The 22242-nt window shown below is 39.0% G+C and carries 13 protein-coding genes; 12 read left to right on the top strand and 1 reads right to left on the bottom strand.

Translation table 11 applies throughout. From position 1 onward, the window contains the following. Nucleotides 1-177 precede the first annotated feature (177 nt). From rsxC to EFD62_RS10570, 6 genes are read left to right on the top strand one after another with little or no spacing between them, the layout of a single operon-like run. The gene (gene rsxC, locus EFD62_RS10595) at nt 178-1497 is read left to right on the top strand and encodes an electron transport complex subunit RsxC (RefSeq protein ID WP_069195453.1); all 1320 of its coding nucleotides are present in this window, start codon (nt 178-180) and stop codon (nt 1495-1497) included. Between the two features lies 1 nt (nt 1498). Next, nucleotides 1499-2455 (top strand): RnfABCDGE type electron transport complex subunit D, encoded by a 957-nt coding sequence (locus tag EFD62_RS10590; RefSeq protein WP_069195454.1) that lies wholly within the window; start codon nt 1499-1501, stop codon nt 2453-2455. Continuing rightward, entirely contained in the window at nt 2448-3041 is a 594-nt protein-coding gene (locus tag EFD62_RS10585; RefSeq protein WP_069195455.1) for an RnfABCDGE type electron transport complex subunit G, read from the top strand. The genes EFD62_RS10590 and EFD62_RS10585 overlap by 8 nt, the downstream gene beginning before the upstream one ends. Nucleotide 3042: 1 nt before the next feature. Beyond that, a complete protein-coding gene (rsxE, locus tag EFD62_RS10580) occupies nt 3043-3705 on the top strand; it encodes an electron transport complex subunit RsxE (protein ID WP_069195456.1) in 663 nt (220 codons plus the stop codon). Beyond that, the gene (gene rsxA, locus EFD62_RS10575; RefSeq protein ID WP_235832634.1) at nt 3705-4325 is read left to right on the top strand and encodes an electron transport complex subunit RsxA; all 621 of its coding nucleotides are present in this window, start codon (nt 3705-3707) and stop codon (nt 4323-4325) included. Before rsxE ends, rsxA begins: the two co-directional genes overlap by 1 nt. A 39-nt stretch (nt 4326-4364) precedes the next feature. Continuing rightward, the gene (locus EFD62_RS10570) at nt 4365-5168 is read left to right on the top strand and encodes an RnfABCDGE type electron transport complex subunit B (protein WP_069195457.1); all 804 of its coding nucleotides are present in this window, start codon (nt 4365-4367) and stop codon (nt 5166-5168) included. Nucleotides 5169-5219: 51 nt separating this feature from the next. On the opposite strand, the gene EFD62_RS10565 is transcribed toward EFD62_RS10570, so the two are convergent. Beyond that, nucleotides 5220-5456, bottom strand: a complete 237-nt coding sequence (locus EFD62_RS10565) for a hypothetical protein (protein WP_069195458.1) — start codon at nt 5454-5456, stop codon at nt 5220-5222. A gap of 216 nt (nt 5457-5672) precedes the next feature. On the opposite strand from EFD62_RS10565, the gene EFD62_RS10560 reads away from it, so the two are divergent. The 6 genes from EFD62_RS10560 (at nt 5673) to EFD62_RS10535 (ending at nt 22107) form a co-directional block, all read left to right on the top strand. After that, entirely contained in the window at nt 5673-6182 is a 510-nt protein-coding gene (locus EFD62_RS10560; RefSeq protein ID WP_069195459.1) for a shikimate kinase, read from the top strand. A 567-nt stretch (nt 6183-6749) separates the two neighbouring features. Next, nucleotides 6750-7355 (top strand): tetratricopeptide repeat protein, encoded by a 606-nt coding sequence (locus tag EFD62_RS10555; protein ID WP_069195460.1) that lies wholly within the window; start codon nt 6750-6752, stop codon nt 7353-7355. A gap of 140 nt (nt 7356-7495) precedes the next feature. Beyond that, complete coding sequence (locus EFD62_RS10550; RefSeq protein ID WP_069195461.1) at nt 7496-8038, top strand: hypothetical protein; 543 nt, start codon at nt 7496-7498, stop codon at nt 8036-8038. A 122-nt stretch (nt 8039-8160) separates the two neighbouring features. Beyond that, a complete protein-coding gene (locus tag EFD62_RS10545) occupies nt 8161-8865 on the top strand; it encodes a class I SAM-dependent methyltransferase (RefSeq protein WP_069195462.1) in 705 nt (234 codons plus the stop codon). Nucleotides 8866-9032: 167 nt separating this feature from the next. Next, nucleotides 9033-9323: a chorismate mutase gene (locus EFD62_RS10540; protein WP_069195463.1), complete on the top strand. Its 291-nt coding sequence runs from the start codon at nt 9033-9035 to the stop codon at nt 9321-9323. A 211-nt stretch (nt 9324-9534) separates the two neighbouring features. Further along, nucleotides 9535-22107: an S-layer homology domain-containing protein gene (locus EFD62_RS10535; RefSeq protein WP_128706086.1), complete on the top strand. Its 12573-nt coding sequence runs from the start codon at nt 9535-9537 to the stop codon at nt 22105-22107. Nucleotides 22108-22242: the final 135 nt, after the last annotated feature.

Here is a 22242-nt window from a genome sequence, read left to right as displayed (position 1 = left end):
ACAAAAATCCACTAATTTTGCGCCATGGTAATAATTGCCTGTTTTACACAAATCAAAATATTTTATTAAAATTGCCGATATGTTATTATGAAAGAGTGAGCATATAAAAGACAGATACTTGCGCTATGTGTAATTTTATTGCAGGAAATAAAAACTATTTTAAATGGGGTCATTCAAATGTTTGTTAAGAATTTCTTTAGGGGGGGAACTACAGTTCCTCATTCGAAAAATACTGCTGGATGTGAAACGGTCAAAATGGGGGTTCCGGAAAAGGTAACAATTCCTATGCTTCAGCATATCGGAGCACCGTGCGAACCCTGTGTGAAGAAGGGAGATACTGTTCGGGTGGGACAGATAATTGGGAATTCTAATAAGTATATATCGTCGCCCATCCATTCAAGTGTATCCGGAACAGTAACCGATGTAGCTCCGATGCTTTATGCGGGAGGGGTTTACGTTACATCAGTGGAAATTAAGACCGATGGAAATCAAGAAGTCTATGAAGGTATTAAACCACCTAATTTTTCCAACAGCAACGAATTTATTTCAGTCATTCGGGAATCCGGACTGGTAGGACTTGGCGGTGCGGGATTTCCGGCTCATGTCAAGCTTTCACCTCCTCCAGGCATAAAGATAGACACATTGATTATCAATGCCGCTGAGTGTGAGCCATATATAACTTCCGATTACCGAGAAATTATTGAGAACTCTTGGAATGTAATCAGCGGAATCAATATTATTATGGAAGTTCTTGAAATCGATAATGTACTGATAGGTATTGAGGATAACAAGCCGGAAGCCATAAAAGAGATGACTCGTGTTGCGGCAACAAACGATAAAATAAATGTAATCAAGCTTAAATCCCGGTATCCGCAAGGTGCAGAGAAAATGCTTATTTATGCCACAACCGGAAGAAAAGTTCCACCTGGGAAGTTGCCTGCGGATGTTGGAGTAATTGTCATGAATGTAAACAGTGTGTCGTTTATATCGGAGTATACCAAGACCGGAATGCCCCTTATAAAGAAAAGGGTCACGGTGGACGGACCTTCAGTTAAGAGACCGTCCAATGTGGAGGCTTTGATAGGGACACCGGTATCTGAAGTTTTCAATTTCTGCGGAGGTTTCGGTATCGTTCCAAAAAAGATTTTGATGGGTGGACCAATGATGGGAATAGCCCAGTTTACGCTAAATACACCGGTGCTTAAGCATACAAATGCGCTACTGGCTTTTGATGAAACAAGTGCTGTATTGCCTCAGGAGCAAGCTTGCATAAGGTGCGGAAGGTGTGTAAAAGCGTGTCCGATGAATTTACTTCCTCTCTATCTGAATAACAATTCGTTAAAGGAAGAAATTGAAGAGCTTAATAAGTACCATGTAATGGATTGCATTGAATGTGGCAGCTGTTCCTATGTGTGTCCGGCAAAGATAAATCTTGTACAGTCAATAAGGCTTGGCAAGGCACAGGTAAAACAGGCGGCAGCGAAAGGGGGTAAATAATTTGGAGAATAGTTTTGTAGTATCATCATCGCCTCATATAAGGGATAATGCAAATACAAGGCGGATAATGCTGGATGTAATTATTGCCCTTCTTCCGGCGTCATTGGCAGGCGTGTTCTTTTTTGGGCCTAGGACACTGCTGGTGATTTTGGTAAGTATCTTGACCTGCGTGTTGTCAGAGTATTTCTCAAGAAGGCTGATGAAAAGAAGCAATACAATTTCAGATTTGAGTGCAGTGGTTACAGGGCTTCTGCTGGCGTTAAACCTTCCGCCTACAGCACCTCTGTGGATGGTTGCGATAGGAGCAGTTGTGGCAGTAGTTGTCATAAAACAGTTGTTTGGCGGTTTGGGGCAGAATTTTATAAATCCTGCACTGGGGGCAAGAGTGTTTTTGTTTATTTCCTATGCAGGACACATGACAAATTGGGCAATACCGGGTGTGGATGAAGTTTCTTCGGCAACTCCTCTTGCTTTGTTGAAGGCAGAAGATACGGCATCAATTGTTTTTCCGTCCTATAAAGACCTTTTTTTGGGTAATGTAGGAGGATGTATAGGAGAGGTTTCTGCTGCAGCTCTTTTGCTAGGGGGGATTTACCTTGTGGCAAGAAGGGTTATAGGTCCACAAATACCTCTGGCATACATCGGAACCCTGGGTTTGTTTACATGGGTGTTTGGTGGCTCGGTATTATTTAACGGTGACTTTTTATATCATATACTATCCGGCGGTCTGATTCTGGGGGCAATTTATATGGCTACGGATTATGCAACTTCGCCTATGACCATTAAAGGGCAGATAATTATGGCGATAGGATGTGGACTTCTTACGGGAATCATAAGACTTTTTACCAATTATCCGGAAGGGGTATCCTTTGCAATCCTTATAATGAATATTATGGTTCCATTGATTGATAGATATACTGTTCCCAAAAGTTTTGGAGGTGGAAAAGCAGTTGAGTGATATAGTTAAACCAACAGTAGTTTTATTATTAATATGTTCCGTTGTTACTTTGGCTTTGGCATTTACCAATTCCTTGACAAAGGATAAGATAGCCGAGGCGGCAAGACTAGAGGAGGAGAGTGCAAGAAAAGAAGTATTGTCCTTGGCCGAAAGCTTTGAAGAAATTCAAGGTCTTGAGGCAGTAATAAACGATAATGAGGCTCTTTTTCCTGTAAAGAAGGCATTTGTAGGATTTAAAGGAGAAGATGCCATTGGCAGAGTGTTCCTTACAGAAACAAAGGGGTATGGAGGCACGATAAAAATAACAGTGGGGATAGACAGCGAAGGGACAATAACCGGAGTAAAGATTGGTGACAACAATGAAACACCGGGTCTTGGTTCCAAAGCAAAAGATGAACCTTTTATATCCCAGTTTCAGGGTATTTCGCCAAAGGGTGCGCTGACTGTGGTGAAAAATAACAAGACAAAGGATGAAGAGATTGATGCCATAAGCGGAGCGACCATAACTTCAAAGGCTGTAACAAAAGCAGTTCAGGCAGCTCTTAATGTTAACACGGAGCTTAGCAAATTAGAGGGGGATTTATGAAATGAGCGGTTTTAAGACTGTAACGAAAGGGATAATAAAGGAGAATCCGGTATTCAGGCTCGTTCTTGGTACTTGCCCTACTTTGGCTGTAACAACATCGGCCGAAAATGCTATTGGAATGGGTGCTGCTGTTACACTGGTGTTGATGGGTTCAAATGCAGTGATTTCCCTTTTGAGAAAAGTAATACCTGACAAAGTCAGAATACCAGCCTATATAACAATTATTTCGGGTTTTGTGACAATAGTGCAGATGCTTCTTAAGGCATACCTTCCTGCTATTGATAAACAGTTAGGCATATTTATACCTCTTATAGTTGTAAACTGTATAATACTTGCCAGGGCAGAGATGTTTGCAAACAAGAATAATCCCGTTATGTCGATTCTTGATGGTGTGGGTATGGGGATAGGCTTTACCCTTGCACTTCTTGTTATGGGAAGTTTTAGAGAGATACTTGGGAACGGCACATGGTTTGGAATGAATGTTACCGGTGGAGTTTTTGAACCGGCAATAATCATGATACTTCCTCCCGGAGGGTTTCTGGCGTTTGGATTTATATTGGCAGCCATAAATAAATTCTCAGCAGTAAAGATTGAGCATAAGGGCTGTGAATCATGTCCCATGCCTTGCGGGGCTTCAAATAATGGCGAGGAGGCTCAAATGTAATGGAGTTATTTTATATAGTAATGGAGGCTTTATCTAGACTTGGTAGTTTGATGACTATAACTATATCTGCTTTGCTGGTGAAGAATTTCGTACTTTCGCAGTTTTTGGGAATCTGTCCGTTTCTCGGGGTTTCGAAGAAGCTTTCAACAGCAACAGGAATGGGCTTTGCAGTAACCTTTGTTATGACCATTGCTTCATTAGTGACAAGATTGCTGTATAACCGTTTACTTGTAACCTATGGGCTTGAATACCTGCAGACTATATTGTTTATTCTTGTTATAGCTGCGCTTGTACAGCTTGTTGAAATCATATTGAAGAAGTTTGTACCTCCGCTTTACAGGGCATTGGGTATTTATCTTCCGCTTATTACCACTAACTGTGCTGTGCTGGGGGTTGCATTGCTGAATGTTGACGTGGGATATGATGTTTTGGAATCCACCGTTTATGGTTTTGCGGCAGGGCTTGGATTTACTCTGGCACTGGTTTTATTTGCAGGGGTAAGGGAAAAATTGGAGTACAGTAATATACCGGAATCGTTTAAGGGACTTCCGATAGCACTGATTTCAGCGGCTTTTGTTTCCCTGGCATTTTTTGGTTTCCAAGGACTTCTTGGTATATAAGAATGTTTTTCCAGATCATTAAGAGGGGTTGTTTAGAATATGGTTTACGATTTGTTAATACCAACTGCTATTATTGGAGGTATAGGCCTTTTGTCGGGGCTCGGTCTTTCCATTGCGTCAAAGAAATTTGAAGTGAAGGTTGATGAGAGAGTTGGCATGATAAGGGAGGTTTTACCGGGTGCCAATTGCGGTGCCTGTGGACAGACGGGCTGTGATGCATTTGCAGAGGGCGTTGTTGAGGGAAAATGCAAACCCAATGCCTGTCCTGTAGGAGGCCAGGAGGTTGCCGATAAAATTGGTGAGATTCTCGGGGTAAAGGCTGAAGCGGCTGTGGTCAAGGTTGCTAGGGTTATGTGCTCTGGGACTTATGAATCCTGCAAGCAAAAGTATGAGTACTCGGGAATTGAGGATTGCGCAGCAGCAGCGCCCCTTTTTGGCGGACCTTCAGCATGTACTTATGGTTGCGTGGGTCTGGGTAATTGTAAAAGAGCTTGTCCCTTTGATGCAATTGTGATGATAAACGGTTTGGCTAGAATTATTGAGTCAAGGTGCAAGGCATGTGAAAAGTGTGTAGCTTCTTGCCCTAAGAGAATAATAAAAATAGTTCCAAAGTCCAATGAGTATACAGTTGCATGCTCTAGTCTAGATAAGGGAGCTGTGGTGAGAAAGAACTGCACTGTGGGATGCATTGGCTGCGGAAAATGCTCCAAGGTTTGCCAACATGGTGCTATAGAGGTTCAGGGAACGTTGGCAAAGATAAATCCGGATGCCTGCATCAACTGCAGTGAATGTATAGGCGTTTGTCCTACCGGAGCAATTAAAAAGTATAAATGCGAAATCTAAATATCTTGAGAGAAAAGCTCAGCATTCGCTGAGCTTAATTTATTTGGATTATTATCTGAGTTGTCTTTTGGTAACAAGTATTTGATTTCTGCCGTTTTTAAAGGACTTTCTTACATCGTAGCCCTTCATAACCAGTGTATCGTATATGGTGTCCGTTTGGTCAAAATAGTTGTTTCCAACATCCAAAATCAAAGTCTCATCGGGTTTTAGCTCATTTGACAGCTTTTCCAAGGTTGCATCTATATTCAGACTTTCCGCATTCATAATTCTATCGTTGTTTTGATCCATTCTATTTTCCTCCTGATTTTTGGATAAACTAAATGATAAATGATTTAAGCCGAACTGAAAAAATGTTTGCAAGTACAACTTAATGCATATATATTCTGTATATAGTATTGACATATAGGTGTTATTATAACACCCAGGTTCAAAGAAAATTTTTCGGTTGCAGAAAAGTTTTCTTACCTCATATAAATAAAAAGATTTCTTATTAAGGGGTAGATTATGAAGAAAACAAATATTGTACTTATAGGTATGCCGGGAGCCGGCAAAAGCACTGTGGGAGTACTTCTGGCAAAAGCAATGAAAATGCCTTTTATCGATACGGATCTGCTGATACAGCAAAAGCATAACAAGTACCTACAGGAGATTATTAATGAAATTGGTGTTGAAAAATTCCTTTCTATTGAGGAGAAGATAGCTCTTGAGCTAAATGTCAAAAACCATGTTATTGCAACGGGGGGAAGTATGATCTACAGCAATTCGGCATTGAACCATTTTAAAAAGGATAGTATGCTTGTCTATCTGCAGCTAAGGTATGATGAGATTGAACGCAGGATAGCCAATATATCCAGCCGGGGAATTGCTATGGATAAGGACCAAACTCTGATTGCATTGTATAGTGAGAGGGTGCCATTGTATGAAAAGCACGCGGATATTACCGTGAATTGTTCGGGTAAGGATATAGAAGCTATTGTAACGGAGATAAAAAACAGATTTAGAGGGGAAGAATAATTTTTTTAAAAATTTTTATAAAGTTTGTATAAAAAGCCCGGATATGGGTCAATACTATAAATGACCTCACAAAATACATTTTGACCCCCTTTACATGGGTTAGTCTGTCAAAGGACTAACCTCTTTTTTTTGCCTCTTGGAATGAAATGAAAGAGGCAAAAGCGAAGGGACTCGATGTCCCGAGCTTTTATTTATGTATTAAAAGTATTGTTTATCTTAATGGCTACTAGACGTTAAAACAATAATGTCTATAAAAATTCTTGTTTATGATGGTAATAATTTGTTATAATGAGTTTATACAAATACTTTGGTAAATATTTTATTGATTCTCCAAGAATTACTCGCATATAAAGTTAATAAGGAATTTAGCTAAATTAGAGTATTAGCGACAGTAGTAAATGCCTATAAGTTGGGGTGTTATACGACGTATTTCTGAGATAAAGGATGCATTATAATTCCAGAGAATAACTTTGAGGCCAAACTATTTTAAAAGCACATATAAATTAAAATGAAATACTGAGAATAAGGAAGATATTAAGAAGATAACAGTATATTAGGGGGTGAATTATGAGAAAATCGATAGTAATAGTTTTTTCAAGCATTCTAGCTGTATTGATAATAATTATCATTATAAATTCCTTTACTTTTAATAGTATTAATTCTTATGTCAATTCGAATGAGTGGGATAAATATTATACAGCAGGAAATCAATATTTTTATGATAATGATTATAAAAATGCTATTGTGCAATATGAACAGTCAATTAGTGCGCTTAGAAAAGAAATTTCAGAAGACATCACCAAAAGAATTTTTATTTTTCAGGTGCTTTTAAGTAAAGCAAAATGTTTGGAGGAAATTGGTGAGGATGAGGAGGCGATGCAAGTTTATGAGGAGGTAATAGCAGAGAATGAAAAAGTTCATTTAGATCAATATAAAAAGTCTTGCAATTCTTATACTGCGGTAGCGTTAATTCAGCAAGGACTTATTTACTTGAATAAGGATGAAAAGGATATGGCGGACAAAAAGTTCACTGATTGTATAGTATATTTACAGAATGGAGATAAAATTGATTATAGTACAAAGAAGAGCATTGAAAGAATAATTGAATTTTATAAAACAGATAATGATGAAAAAAAGTCAAAGATATTTGAAGGATTTTTAGGTACTAATTAATAAACAAACATAGAAATAATACTACCCTAAGGCAGTAATAATCATTGCTTCAATATTTACATGGGTTTATGCTGCAATAATTTATATAATGATAACAAGGAGAAAATGATTTTTATGACTAGAAAGCTTAATGCTGATGGGTGAGTATACAAAGAATAGTTATAATTGACGGTTTGGAGAGGGTGGTACAAATTAACAGAATTACTCAGGAAAAGATTATGGAAATATTATCAAATTGCAGTGATGTTAAAGAACTTGAAGATACTGTACAATGTTGTGGTCTTATACTTGAAAGAATAACTTTTAAAGGTCAAAAAACTGCCATTAATGAAATTGATGACCTTAACATTGATGATTTTGACGGTGAACAGATTAAAAAAGCTTTAATCTCATTGCTTAAAAGAGAAATTATTAATGATTACAAAATAATTTGGGCGCTATCAAAGAGTTTTGATCCTACACTTAAAATGCTTTATTTAGAAAAGTTACAACAGTATTATAAAACTATTGAATCTCAGTATACAAATATGTTTCAGACGATTATAGCACTTGATAATATCGGCGAGATAATTATTCCATGCGACAACGTAAATCCACGCTATATTTCTCTCTTGGACATTCAAAAAAATATAGAATCGGTTCGCTCATATATAAACAATATTGATTTAATTAAGAATGAATAAGTGCAATTACTAAAATTTGGGAGAAGACAGCTCTGGAGGGCGGGTGGTATAACGCTGTGAATCAAGGTGTTACTTGAAACTGACTAAATCCTAATATATTAGTTGAGGAGAGTTGAGAAGAGATGAGTAGAGAAATTGAATTTAAAGGATTAGATTTGCCGGAGATCGTATTTATCGGAAGAACTTATGATGAATACAAGGCAATGTTTGATTTGTCAGATGATGTTGTTAAGAATAATACAATTCTAGATGTACCTGCGGGTTCTTGTTCCTTCGCTGCAATTGCAAATTCTTTAGGAGGAAAGGTAACAGCTGCAGATATTGCCTATTATCATTCTGCTGTAAAACTCTATGAGAAGGGATTAATGGACATTTCACAAATAGTTTCAAGTTTATCTATGACTAGGGAACAGTATATATGGAATTATTTCAAGGATGTGGATTCCCTTAAAAGGAGCCGTCGCCAGGCATTGTGTGATTGTGTGGCTCATATGAAATCAAATCCGGATGTTTATGTTCCGTGTGTTTTGCCAGAATTGCCTTTTGAGGATGAACAGTTTGATATTACGTTGTCTGCGCACTTTCTCTTCACCTATGCGGACCGGTTAAGTCTTGCTTTCCATAAGGAAACTATTAAGGAGCTATTACGTGTGACGAAAAAGCAGGTTCGTATTTTTCCATTGGTAGATTTAAAGAGCAAGAGATATAGTGAGATGGAAACACTCCTTGAATTTATTCAAAGCAGTGGTTGGAAGGTAGAAGAACAATTAGTTGATTATGAATTTCAAAGGAAGGCAAATTCAATGTTGAGGATCTATAAGAGCTAATGGGAGAATTTATTTGTACCAAATACTTTTTTATCAAGAATAATAGATTTAATACGATTATTAGGTATATTATGTTAAAATGGTTGCATTAAAATAGTTTAGTTTACATTTGTTTTATAGAACTAAATGCTGATTGCTTGCAAAAATCAATTAAGGAGGAGTATGAAATGGAATGTAAAAGTTTAGAGGAAGTTCGTATCAATATTGATAAAATTGATACTCAAATAGTTAAGCTTATTGCTGAACGTAGCTCGTTTGTAAAACAGGCATCAAAATATAAAAAAGATAGTAATGATGTTAAGGCGCCTCAAAGAGTAGAATCGGTTATTCAAAAAGTGAGGATTTTAGCAACTGATTACGGAGCGGATCCTGATATGATAGAAAAGATATACAGAGTTATGATAGATGGTTTTATTAATATGGAAATGGATGAGTTTGAGAAGAATAAAGGGCTATAAATATTAAACTGAGGGAGAATAAATGGGGATAATTGAAACACTTATTAGACTATAGACACAGAAGAAGTAAGAGCAGGCATCACACCGATTTGTTGAGCTTAAAATAATTTTTCACTTCTTAGTTGAAAATAATATTATTATGTCAAATACATGATATAATCATATTATATAATTATATATTTTTTATTTTATTATTGGGGGGTAAAATATAATGCCGAGAAAAATAGCCAATAGGCTGGTGCTATTGGTTGTTGTGTCGTTATTGGCAAATATGCTGATGAGTGGTATATTTGTTTTTGCAAATAGCGATGTGCTACAGCAACCAATTGAGTCTTCCGACATTATCGAAAACATTGTTGGGAGCAATGAAAGCGATATACGCTTTTCGGAAAGCTATGATGGCGATAAAAAAAACATAGTATTGCCATTGTTACAAGAAGGAGATCAGAAAGACAATTTTCGAACCTTAAAGGAACCTGTCACAGTAACAACCCAAGTTTTTGACAAATCTTTTCAAATCAGCGATGGAGCAGCAACTACAAAGACTCAAAAAAGTATGAATACTGGATTTTCCTTAATGTCCATTCCACCGGATGCAATTTATGTTAATGAGGGTGAAATCAAGATACTGAATGATAAAGGCAGTGAAGAAGCTACTACTTATTATAGTTTTGTATTTACGCCTTTGGCCACCGACTGCTATATAATAACCGCGTCGGGCTCAGAAATCCCCTACATATACATTTATGACAGTGAGTACAACAGCCTGGGATGGAACCGTACATATCCTAAAAAAAGTGATTCTGTGGCGGTAAAATTAAATAAAGGTCAGCAGTATTTAATAAGCTTATCGAGTGTAAGCCTTGACAGTGCTACGGAGTTTTCAATAAACAAGTATGAATCCACATCAAACGACATTATTTATACCTTTATAGATAATACATATATAGCCGATGAAAATGCTTCAGTAGTTGTGACTGCCCCCTATATAGGAGCAGATATTTTGTACGGAATATTGGACAGAGATATACTTATTGAAGCCAGGCTATTAAAAGATGGAATATTGATTGACACGATAAATGAAATTCCTGAAGAGTGCATAAAGGGAGCAAGAGGAACCCCCGATGATAATATATTGCAATTTGTATGTGAGTTCGGTAATAAGGTTGAACACGGGGAATATACTATTGAAATAACCTGTAGAGACATTTTGGGAAACATAGTTATAGATACCTGTGAAAGCGTAATAGCAATAGGTAATTCACTATCGGTCTATATGCCATCTGACAGTGTGTCATATACCGGAGACTATTACTCGGATTACAGAGTATTTTTTAAGGACGTAAATACCAACAGAGGGAAATTTGTAGTATTTGATGGGGATAGATTAATTGGAACCAGCGACACTGTAAACATTAATAGTACCAGACTAAGTTATAGTGACTTTTTTTCGAATTACAACACTATAGACAGTAAATATGATCCTAATAAGTTTGAAAAAACTTTATATTATTCAAGTATACCTTCTATCACTCTTAATGAAGTTTCCAAGCAAGGTAAGAGTTATGAGATTAAGCTTGTGGCTGGGGTGTCGGAATATGATACGACTGCGAAACTAATACCTACGGACGCCTTAATTCTTAATTATGTTTCTAGCGGCTCACTAAATGAATCGGTTACGCATTTTAATGTATATACACAATTTTATAATATAAAGAATATAAATGCCGACGATATTTTTGTTGAACTGTTAGACTTGTACGGAAATGTTATAGCATCAAAAGCGGATTATGTTTGCTACAGCGCAATAAACAACGAGGAGCAGGCATATATGCAATTTAAATTGCTTGTTGAAAAGCCTCTGGAAGCGTACAAAAATTACAGTATAAAAATCAGTTATCCGGGAGAGTTTTATACAAATACAAGAGGTTCATACATAACGGCTTATTCCGGGAGTGACTATTTAAGCCTTGGCACTCCTAAAATATTGGACGCTGAAAAATCAATTATAAGTGTTCCTACATATAACGTCAGCAATTCGCTGGAATATGACGTAGTCCTAAATAGAATAAATAACGGCCTGGAATTTCCCATTTCTGAGCTGTCGAAAGAAAAACCCAACGAATATGGCACTTTTGTATTGGATTTTTCGAAGAATATGGGCGGACCCCTTCTAATTCCGGGAGAAGAATACAGCATTGTATTTTCATATAAAACATCTTCTAATTATACAGAATATGCGATCACAACCTTTAAAGTGCAGTCAAAGGAGTATGCTGCTGTTGGGGACAAAAGCGTTTTATTTAGTCCTCCAATGATTCCGGATACAATCACAGAGACTGAATTTACAATCAGCGGATACGAAATTGAAAACGGAATTATGGGTGCGGATAATGAGAATATAAACATAGAATTGGTAGCCGATAACGAGGTTTATGGGGCAATTAAAAAAGATACCCTTAAGAAAAATGCATCGATCTATAATGCAAATCCAAATTACAGCATGAGTCAGGTAAATATTACCGGTATACTGGAAGTATTCAAAGAGTTGAAAGAAGATACACAGTACTACATAAGAATTAACGGTACTGATTATGAGTATTTCTATAATTCATCAGAAGGATTTGTATACAGAGACTGTGAGATAAAGCATTCATGTTCCAATGCCGAATTTAAAGAACTATCCGGTTCAAATTCAATTGTACATGAGATTTCCGAAAGAGAATCACTAGAGCTTAGTTGTACCTTTGTTAGAAGAACCCCTGAGGACTTGGTACTTATCATGAAAGGCATTAATTCAGGCAAAGCAATTGAAGCTGGGAAATGGGATACAACTAAAAGTCATTTTAATGGGGAATTTAGGGATATTTCAATAAAAGTTGATATGGAAGGTGTTGCCGGGAACGAGATATATGACCTGTATTTGGGGGCTGGTGAAGAAGAGTACCGCCTAAGCAAATATATCAGGGTAATCGAGCCTAGAGAAGCAAGCACATTTACCGTGCAAGAAGCGGTATATGAAGGTGATAAAATTACAATTTCAATACCTTCTTGTGACATAATAGATGGATATTCCTTTGATATTCTCGATTCCATGGATAATGTTATCGACTGCGAAATTATTACTGAAAGTATAAGGCAGGGCGCAGACAACATTAAATATTTCGATATAAAGGCAGAGAAGGCTTTAACATACGGCGTTTATCGTATTCGTATGTACGATGCGGATAATGAGTTGAAGATTTCGCAACAATACACTGTTTCAGTTAAATACTCAAGCCCGTATCTTGAATACATTAAGAATGGGATTCCATACCTTATTTTTGGAAAGAACCTTCCGGAAGAGGGAGACTATACTGCCGACATTATGGATGCAAATAATATCAGAGTGATAAAACGCGGAATTCCTCTTGTAAAGAGAGCAGGAGAGAATGTTTTAGAGCTGCATGAAAATAGTATCGGTGCTTTACCTATTAGTGATTATTATAGTGTTTCTGTGAAGCTAAACGGAAGCTTTATAGGGTCTGCATACTTAAATTATTACGGACCACTTGACCTCAAACCTTTGATTATTGCAAAGGAATGGGCAGAGGCGGCAGGGAAGAGTCCAATAATTAGAAGCAATAATGTTGAGTTGTTGATAAAGACTATGTATTATACCAAGGTTCGTTATGCTGAAAGCTTGGATGAACTTCAAGATGAGGAATATCAAACCTTGACCAACAATGTTTCTTATGAATTTGAAAACCCGGAAAAGCAGAAAACCCTTTATTTCCAGTTTGTTGATGATAACGGGCAGGAAAGTGAGATAATCACCTTCAAGGCTTATTACCCGGGAGAACAAAATAAAATTACAATTATCTCTCCGGATGTAAATGAGCCTATAGTTGATAATTGTCTTATTAAAGCCGAGGTTTCCGGCAACCCTTATTCGGTGTGGGCGGTAATTAAGCTCCCGGAACCTATAGTTACGATGATGTCTGCTTCCCAAATATATAAGAGCGGCAATGATAATTGGATGATTCCTCTTACCCGGGAGGAGGGTACCGATTATTATTCCTATGAAATAACGGCGAATGACCTAGGGTATTTTGACAGAATTGATATTTATGCGATGGATGAGTATGCAAATATAACAGGCTCTGAATCGTTAATACTAAAAGAACCCGAAACACCTCCGCCGACCACACCAAAAATTCAAATTACTAGCCCTAATTCAGGCTATAACAAAAGGAATATAACCATATCAGGAAGCAATGCATATGCCCACAGCAATGTTAGAATATATGCGTACGAAGTTGATGATTATGGCCGAATTATTGGATCATCCTACAACGTAACAGTTGTTGCAAATGAAGCTGGGGAATTTGAGGGAATGTTGAATATTTTAAAGGATGGTCGTTGGCGTATTTCTGCATCGGATTCCAGCGGAAGAGCAAGCGGCAACTATTATACAAGAATTGACACAGTAGCTCCTGCGTTAAAGAACTATTCTACGGTAGCTCAGGGAGTTAACAGTGTAAGAATTTCCTGGGATGTATCTGACAGTAGTTCCTGTACCTATACTCTATGGAGAGATGGCAAGCTTATTGCAACCCAATATAATGATAAGCAATATATTGCGACGGGACTATCTAAAGGGCAAACCTATATTTTTAAGGTAATGGCAACGGATAGTGTGGGAAACAATTCGGAACCGGTTGAAATAACTGTTACGGTGGGAGACGAAGAAGCACCGGGCATACCGAAAAACCTGCATGTAAGCTCCCGCGCAGGAAAAAGTATTACGCTTTCTTGGGATGCACCGAGTGACAATAGTTATGTGGCAGGATATGATATCTATAGGGATGGTAAAAAAGTTGGGACGTCTTATACAACAAGCTTTACCGACAAGGGATTGACAACGGAAGCAGAATACAGCTATTGTATAAAGGCCTTTGATCCGTCAATGAACTATTCCGACTTTAGTGAAGCTACGGTACACGCTCCTGCAGCACCATTTATACAGGATGCCTATGACGGAAGCTACAATGTTGTTTCGATAACTGCCAAAACATTGACACTTAAGGCCTTGTCCAAGGACATTTTAAATAACAACAACATTTCCGTGACTTTTGAATATTCAAAGGATGGAGGAGAAAATTGGATAAGGATAGGCAAAGTAACTGATTATACTACAACGCCTAATGGTCTTCTGTTTAGCACAACATGGAGAATAGAAAACTATGATAGTGGGGACTATGTTGTAAAGTACATTGTCACAGACCGTGACGGATTGACCGATGAAGACTTTTCACAGGTCATACGCCTACAAAAAACCGATGATTTTACAAACCCAGTCATTTCATCCATTTTACCTTGGCCGTCATGCTTTAGGGAGTCGATACCTTTGACAATTTTGGCTGAGGATAATGCCGCATTGAGGAGAATAATTCTGCAAGGCTCCCTGGACGGTGTAATATGGGAAGACATAACATCAGTATCAATATCCGGCACATACAAAAAATACTACTGGAATTATACCCTTGATGTTTCCGGAATAGATGAAGGTGCTTATTATATACGAGCTATTGCGGAAGATACTAGCGGAAACCGAAGCAACAGCACCGAGACCGCAGCGTCTAACCAATACATAATCGACAGGACCGCTCCGGAAAAGATGGAAGATGTGACGGTATTAAGCGGTATAGGGCATATTGAGTTGAAATGGGGAATTAATTCCGAACCATATATAAAAGGTTTTACAGTTCAGCGTTCTGTAAGCATCGATGGACCATACCATACTGTTGCTTCAAATTTAAACACATTAAACTACATTGATCAGGATGTAAGACAAGGTGTTGTGTATTATTACAGGGTAATTTGCAATGATATTGCAGGAAACTCAAGCCTTCCTAGCGATCCGATAAGTGCAAAAGTGCTTGATGTTAATGAAATAGCAGATAATATTTCTCCGGAGATTATCAGCTTGACTCCTAAGGATGGCTCTACCGTCGGCAGCAATTTCTCCATAGCGGTAACTGCAGAGGATGATATCATGCTATCTAAGATAGTTGTTCAATACAGCACGGATGATGAGGTCTGGCATGATTTGTATACACATAATACGGCATATTCCTATGATGGATTTAACCAAAGTATGGATACAACTGGGTTTGAGACAGGAACCGTACTTAAAGTAAGAGCCTATGCCGTTGATGCTAAAGGAAATATCGGGGACTATGTGTACAGGGATTATATAATTCACAACACTCCTCCCACAAAGCCTGTGGTTAGTGTGGTAGCTAGAAATAGAGGCCTTGAAGTGTCTTGGTCTTGTGATGACGAGAATGTAAAAGTATTCAGAGTTTATCGAAAAACAACGGTTTCGGATTTCTTAACCGTTATAGGTGAATATACCAAATTAACTGGTATGATTCTGGATCAGAATTTAGATCCTTCATATCGGTATATATATAAGATTGTTGCAGTGGATGCCTATGGAAATACATCATCTTCAGAGAGTATTCCTATTTCTCCTTTGGATATAGATGATACAGCGCCCTTTGCCCAGATAAACTGCACTTCATCGGCTGAAGCGGGTGCAGATATTGAGTTTGATGCAAGTGCTTCGAGAGACAACATAAGAATTGCGAGATACGAATGGGATTTTGGAGATGGCACAAAGAAAAGCGGGGTAAGTGTCAGACACTCTTACAGCAAAGAAGGAGTATATGAAGTTGTGCTTAAGGTTACCGACCCTTCAGGAAACTCAAGTACGGCTTCTAGGAATGTAACAATTGTGAAGAAGGGAATGACGGGTACTATAAACGTCTCCGTGTTCGACGGCGATGGAGGAAACTTGGCTTATACAAATATATATGTCAATTTGGGAGACGACAACATTTTTAAGAAGATTTCAGATTCTAAGGGAATGACATCCCTGCAATTGGAACCGGGGATCTATAAAATAGGTGCCTATAGAGATGGGTATGCGCCACAACAGCAGGAGGTTCTGATCGAGGAAGGAAAAGAAAACAATCTAACCTTTAGGTTAAGGAAGTCCCAATTGGTGGTAGGAAGCCTCACTGCTACTAAAATGACCCTTCAGGAAATAAAGAATGCGGGTATTGATGTAACGGCACCGGGAAATCAAAATGTGTTCAGATACCAGATCAATCTTGTATACCAGAACAAGCCTTACAATATTATCCATCTATCAACGAATGATTCGGAAAATTCTATTAGCAGAAATCATATTATAGGCGATAGAATTGTTCGTGTAGGCACAATAGGAAATACAGGTAACAATAACAGGGCACCGGTGGTGGTGATTCTTGATATCCCGGGTTCTGTGACATGGCTCAAGGATTTCTTTGATGTAAAATTGCATTTAGTCAACACCATGGGGGACTATGACATAAACAACTGCGTAGTAAATTTAAATACTCCTGCAGGGGTTTCCATAGTCGGCGGCAGTAAAGCAATTGAAAACATAGGCACGCTTCCAGCCAGCGGCAGTAAGACTGTAAACTGGATAGTTCGAGGTGAAAGGGCTGGAAGCTACAACTTGTCTGCCGACTTTAACGGTATGCTTGAGTCGTTTAATGAAGTTATATCTGCAACATTTGCTTCGGATGCTCCCATTGTTGTGGAAGACAGTTCAAGACTCAAGCTTATAATTGAAGTGGAAGACAGGAAGTATCCGTCAGATAAATTGTTGTACAGGGTAGGGTTTAAAAATGGAAGGAACTCGGATTTAAACCGTCCAAGAATAACAATGCAGGATTCCGAATTTATTAGAAGCTATAAGACAACGGAAAGCATGCAGCTTGTTAAAACATCTTCCGAGGTTGTAAAGCCCGGAGAAATATTGTGGAACGAATACTTTGTAGATCCAAAGTTTTTTAGCGGTAAAAACAGTGCTATACTTACCCTTAAAGAATATGCAGCAAAGGCTTTGGGCGGGATGAGAATACCGATAGAAATAAGACCTGTTGAATATGGCACTTTTGGAAGGGTAAAACCCAGCATATATGTTATTGACCCTGTTACGGGCAATGAATCAAAAGTAGACCCCCTTGAACTCATAAAATATCGTTCAAAAGAAAATGATATAATGCCCGACTTGAAAATAAAGACAGGAAGAGGAATATCCAAAGATGTTATTGTAACAGAAGCGTGTGATCTGACTATTACAGATTCACTCTTTGGCGTAACAAATAAAATAACCACTGATAACAATGGCGAGTACATTTACAAAGGCGGAAGTATTGACGATGTATTTGTACTTCCGGGCAGGGGATATAGCGATTACATTATTAAAGTTACATCGGACACAAACATTTCCGATAGGTTAATGGTACGGGTAATCGATCAAAACCTTATATCCAAAGAGGACTTCGGAAGTATAACGGGATGGGTCTACAATGAAGATGACAAAAAGAGTATTGAAGGAGCAACGGTAATTGTTGGATCCAACACAACCATTACAGACAATCTCGGTAGATTCCGATTTGAAGATATCATGCTTGATGAAGACAAGATAACGGTAAAAGCATCCGGGTTCCCGGAAAAAGCCTTTTATGAAAGATTAAGGGATGGAAGACACATCATAATCAAATTAAGTAAACAGCCTGAGATTACCGAAGTTTCGTCAGCGTATTCCAGCAGCAAAAATAACAGGAGTTCTATCATTCCTTTAAATCTTTTGGAAAACTCGGTTACATTCAAGTTAACCGCAGATTTAAAAGGTGCGGGAGAAGTTATCGCTTATCTCTATAGAGTGGTTGACAAAAACGGAAATGCAAAGTCGGAACAAGCTTTCCACACTAGCACTATTACTATACATAATATAAAATCAAAAATGACGGTGGGAGACAGAATCCAGTTTGCGGTTAAAACCAGTGGAGATTATGGTGAGTTTACATCCGATTATGTTGATGCAAAAATGACTATAGCACCTGAACTGAGAATATTAAATCAGTTCACTTGGAGAAATGCGCCATGGGACGAACCTATAGAAATTTCTGCAACTGCCTTTAATCCGAAAATATCAAGTTTTAATAATGTGGTGAAATTTTTTACCGGTTCGAGTGATGAACTTCCGTTCCCCGATGATTGCGGATTGTTTAAATCAACAAAACTTGTGCCGATAACGCCAAGTATGAGTCTTAAAGTCGAATATGATCTTTTGGACGGTAAAGTTACTATTTCCAATATGAACGGTGCAGAAGGCGAGATATTGGGTGACTTAATGAAATGGGATTACGGCGATTTGGGAAAAGAGAGCCGCGCGATAAAATTTGGCGGAGATTTAAAAGCAACATTTAACGCAGAAATTGTATATAACGACCGTTCCATGAAGTGGGAATTTGAATCTTTGGAAATGGAATGGAGTTCCGGCGCAAACATAAACATTGAATTTAAGTTTAGAGCACCTTTGGATGGTGCTTTAGGAGGAGTCTTACTTTCGGGGTATGTGTCTGTGAAATTTGAAGGGGGAGTAGAGTTGGTTTATAATGTAGCTGTCCCGGATGTTTCGCGATTTGAAAGTCTTTCTGACTTGGTGGTACAAATACAGCTTAACATATATCTTGCGATAAGGGCTTCATTAGGTCTGGAAGTTGGATACGGTTTGCTTTCTGGAGAAGCATTTGTTCAGGGACAAATTGATGTCAATCTTCCTTCATTAAGAACCGAAGTGACTTTGACTGTCGGAGTTGGATATGGCTACCTGTGGTTTTTCTCGGAAGAAAATATTTTGGGAGAATATACTTGGACATTGTATGCCGGGCGTTCGCCAAGAAATTTAATGATGATTGCCAATAATGCATTTGACAGTGAGGGAATGAAGTTTGTCAGTGCTACTCGTGAGTACCTGGAACGCCAGGAGTGGATCGGAGAGGATGAAATTGTACGGTATGCTTATCCCGATTCGAAGGCACAGATAAAAGCTGTTGACAAAGAAATCGGCGATTTGATGATGGTGTTTATTGGCGATGACAGCAACAGAAGCGATAACAACAGGACAGCCGTTTATTCATCAATATATAAGGACGGAAAATGGTCTAATCCAATACAAATTGAAAATGACGGTACCGGAGATGCTTTCCCAGCCCTTGCAGCAGACGGAAAGAATGTATATTCTGTATGGCTTGATATGTCGGAAGAAATGGGAGCAACCTCAATCATGACAGAGGATGATATAACCAGGAATGTACTCGGTAAAATGGAAGTATCAATAGCTAAGTATGACATTGGCAAAAATACTTGGAACAATGTGCTGACCAACAGAACCGAAGGGGTTAACAAGCTTCCAAAAATAGCGGCCGCAAACGGCAAGGTTATTGCCACATGGGTAAACAATACCGGCATGAAAATGACCGGAGACAGTAAGAACCCGGACAGCGTATACTTTGTGTACAATGACGGTACAGGCTGGACAGAACCGCAGGCTTTTGTAACAAATGTAGCCAATGTTTCCGAAAGTGAATTGTACATGTATGGAAATAAAGCATATTATGTTTTTGTTACAAACGAGTATTCGGAAGAAGGCATATACAAGGTTTACTTCACAAGTTTTGACGGCAGAAGCTGGACCAAACCTATAGAACTTCTTGACAATATGTATGAGGACAGCCACCCGGCAATAGCCGTAGAAGGCGGGGAACCGGTTGTATTTTGGCACAATGACGGAAAGATATACAAGGTGTCCTTGGAAAGACCCTTTGGTGCTGAGATAATAATAAACTCAAACCAGGCTGAAGACATCTTAGAGCTTAGTGCAACCAATACAGAACAGGGAATTGCACTGGCTTGGACAAATGCAGTGGGGGGAGAACAAAGACTTTATATAAGCACTTATGAAGAGGAGAGCTCTACATGGACCGAAGGAATTGAAGTGAATTTCAATTCCATGGAAGTACCGCGTGGTGTGACCATTGCCGGTTTTAAAGACACAATTATGGCGGTATACAATAAGACAGTATACAAGCTTGATGAAGATAAAAACACTTATTTCAAAGACGGTACGCAGCTTACTTCAACCAGTTATGTGAGGAAAACCGACCTGGCTGTTTTGGAGGACGGGTTGTATTTTGAAGGTGATACTCCGCTGCCCGGAGAGGAAACAACCGTTGTGGTAAAAGTAAAGAACGTGGGTGATTTAACGGCAAAAGGCCTCAGGGTATCGCTGTATGAAGGTAAAAACCTGATTGCTGAAAAAGATATGGGAGATGTTCGTCTAATCCATGGAGATACGATACTGGCAAGCTTTGATTGGAAAGTTCCTGGTAATTGCTCTGCCTTTGAGTTGAGGGCGGTTTTGGAATCCGATAACGATAATAATTCTTCCAACAATGAAGCATCATTGAAGGTGCTATACACCGACGTCGAAATAACCGGGGTTTACAACGAGCTTTATACCGACAGCATCGGAGCAGTTTATGTAGATGTAAGAAACTCCGGCTACAGCACTATAGAGAGTGCCACAGTACAGATCTCGACCGATAAAGAGTTTAAAAATATAATCGGTTCGAAAGAAATTAAAGGCCTGAAACCTTATGAAGAAAAGACGGCGGTATTTGAACTTGCAGTAAATGAAGAGCAAATATCCGAAAGAGCAAGAATATATGCAAGAATTCAAGCAGACAAAGATGAGATTACTTATTTAAACAATACAGGTTTTACGATTATTAGGGGATTGGATTTCTATTCGGCAGTGATTGCGACGCCAGAACCAACACCGGAGCCAACGATAGAACCAACGCCGACTCCGACGCCAGAACCAACACCGGAGCCAACGATAGAACCAACGCCGACTCCGACGCAAGAGCCGTCACCGGACCCAACGACAGAACCAACACCGACTCCGACGCAAGAGCCAACACCGGACCCAACGACAGAACCGACACCAACTCCAACACAGGAGCCAACACCGGACCCAACGACAGAACCGACACCAACTCCAACACAGGAGCCGACATCCGAACCAACATCGGTGCCGACACCGAGTCCCACACCAACTTCGACACCGAAGACAAGTCCGATGCCTAGTACAACGCCGGACCCGGGTTCGATTCCTGGAGGAGGAAGCGGCAATGGAGGTGCTTCCGGAGGAGCGGGAGGAGGCAATAACAATATACCGGAGACTCCTATGGTGGTTGAGCCGACGCCTTCACCTACGGAAATTCCAATGCCTTCACCTACTGATATTCCTTCATCCGGGGAGATTGGTAAATTAAAAGCATATATGAGAGGGTACGAGGATAATACCTTCAGACCGGAGAATAGTCTTACCCGGGCTGAGATGGCTGTGATTCTTGCCAATCTCGACGGAGCTGAAAAAGGCAAAAATGTAAATATAAATTATAAGGATGTTTCAAAAGACCATTGGGCAGCATGGGCGATATCTTATGTGTCTGAAAAAGGGTATTTCCGCGGATATGAAAATAATGAATTCAGACCGGACAGATATATTACCAGGGCAGAGCTTTCTGTGGTACTTTGCAAATACCTTAATCTTGAGGCGACAGACATAAGTGATAATAGGTTTGCAGACATAGAAGGTCATTGGGCTCAAGGCTTTATAGAAAGGCTAGTATCCGATGGATATATTAGAGGATATCCCGACAATACATTCCGGCCGGACAACAATGTAAAGCGTTCCGAATGTGTCTCACTGATAAACAGGATACTGGGAGCGGAGCCTTTAAAGAACGTTGAAACACGATTTACAGATGTAGACAAAGATTACTGGGCCTTTGGAGACATCATGGCAGCTGTATTGGGAACAGAGGAGTAAGCTGCAAATTAAAAGAAAGCAAGAAAGCGTCAGGTTGGATATCGGCCGGGCGCTTTCTTTAATTTGCCCTCTTGGAATGAAATGAAAGAGGCAAAAGCGACGGAACTCGATCTCCCGAGCTTTTATTAAGTGGCA

The organism is Acetivibrio mesophilus, assembly GCF_004102745.1.
GTDB lineage: Bacteria > Bacillota > Clostridia > Acetivibrionales > Acetivibrionaceae > Hungateiclostridium > Hungateiclostridium mesophilum.
The sequence above is the reverse complement of the archived record's forward strand: the minus strand, read 5'-3'. Positions and strand labels throughout refer to the sequence as shown.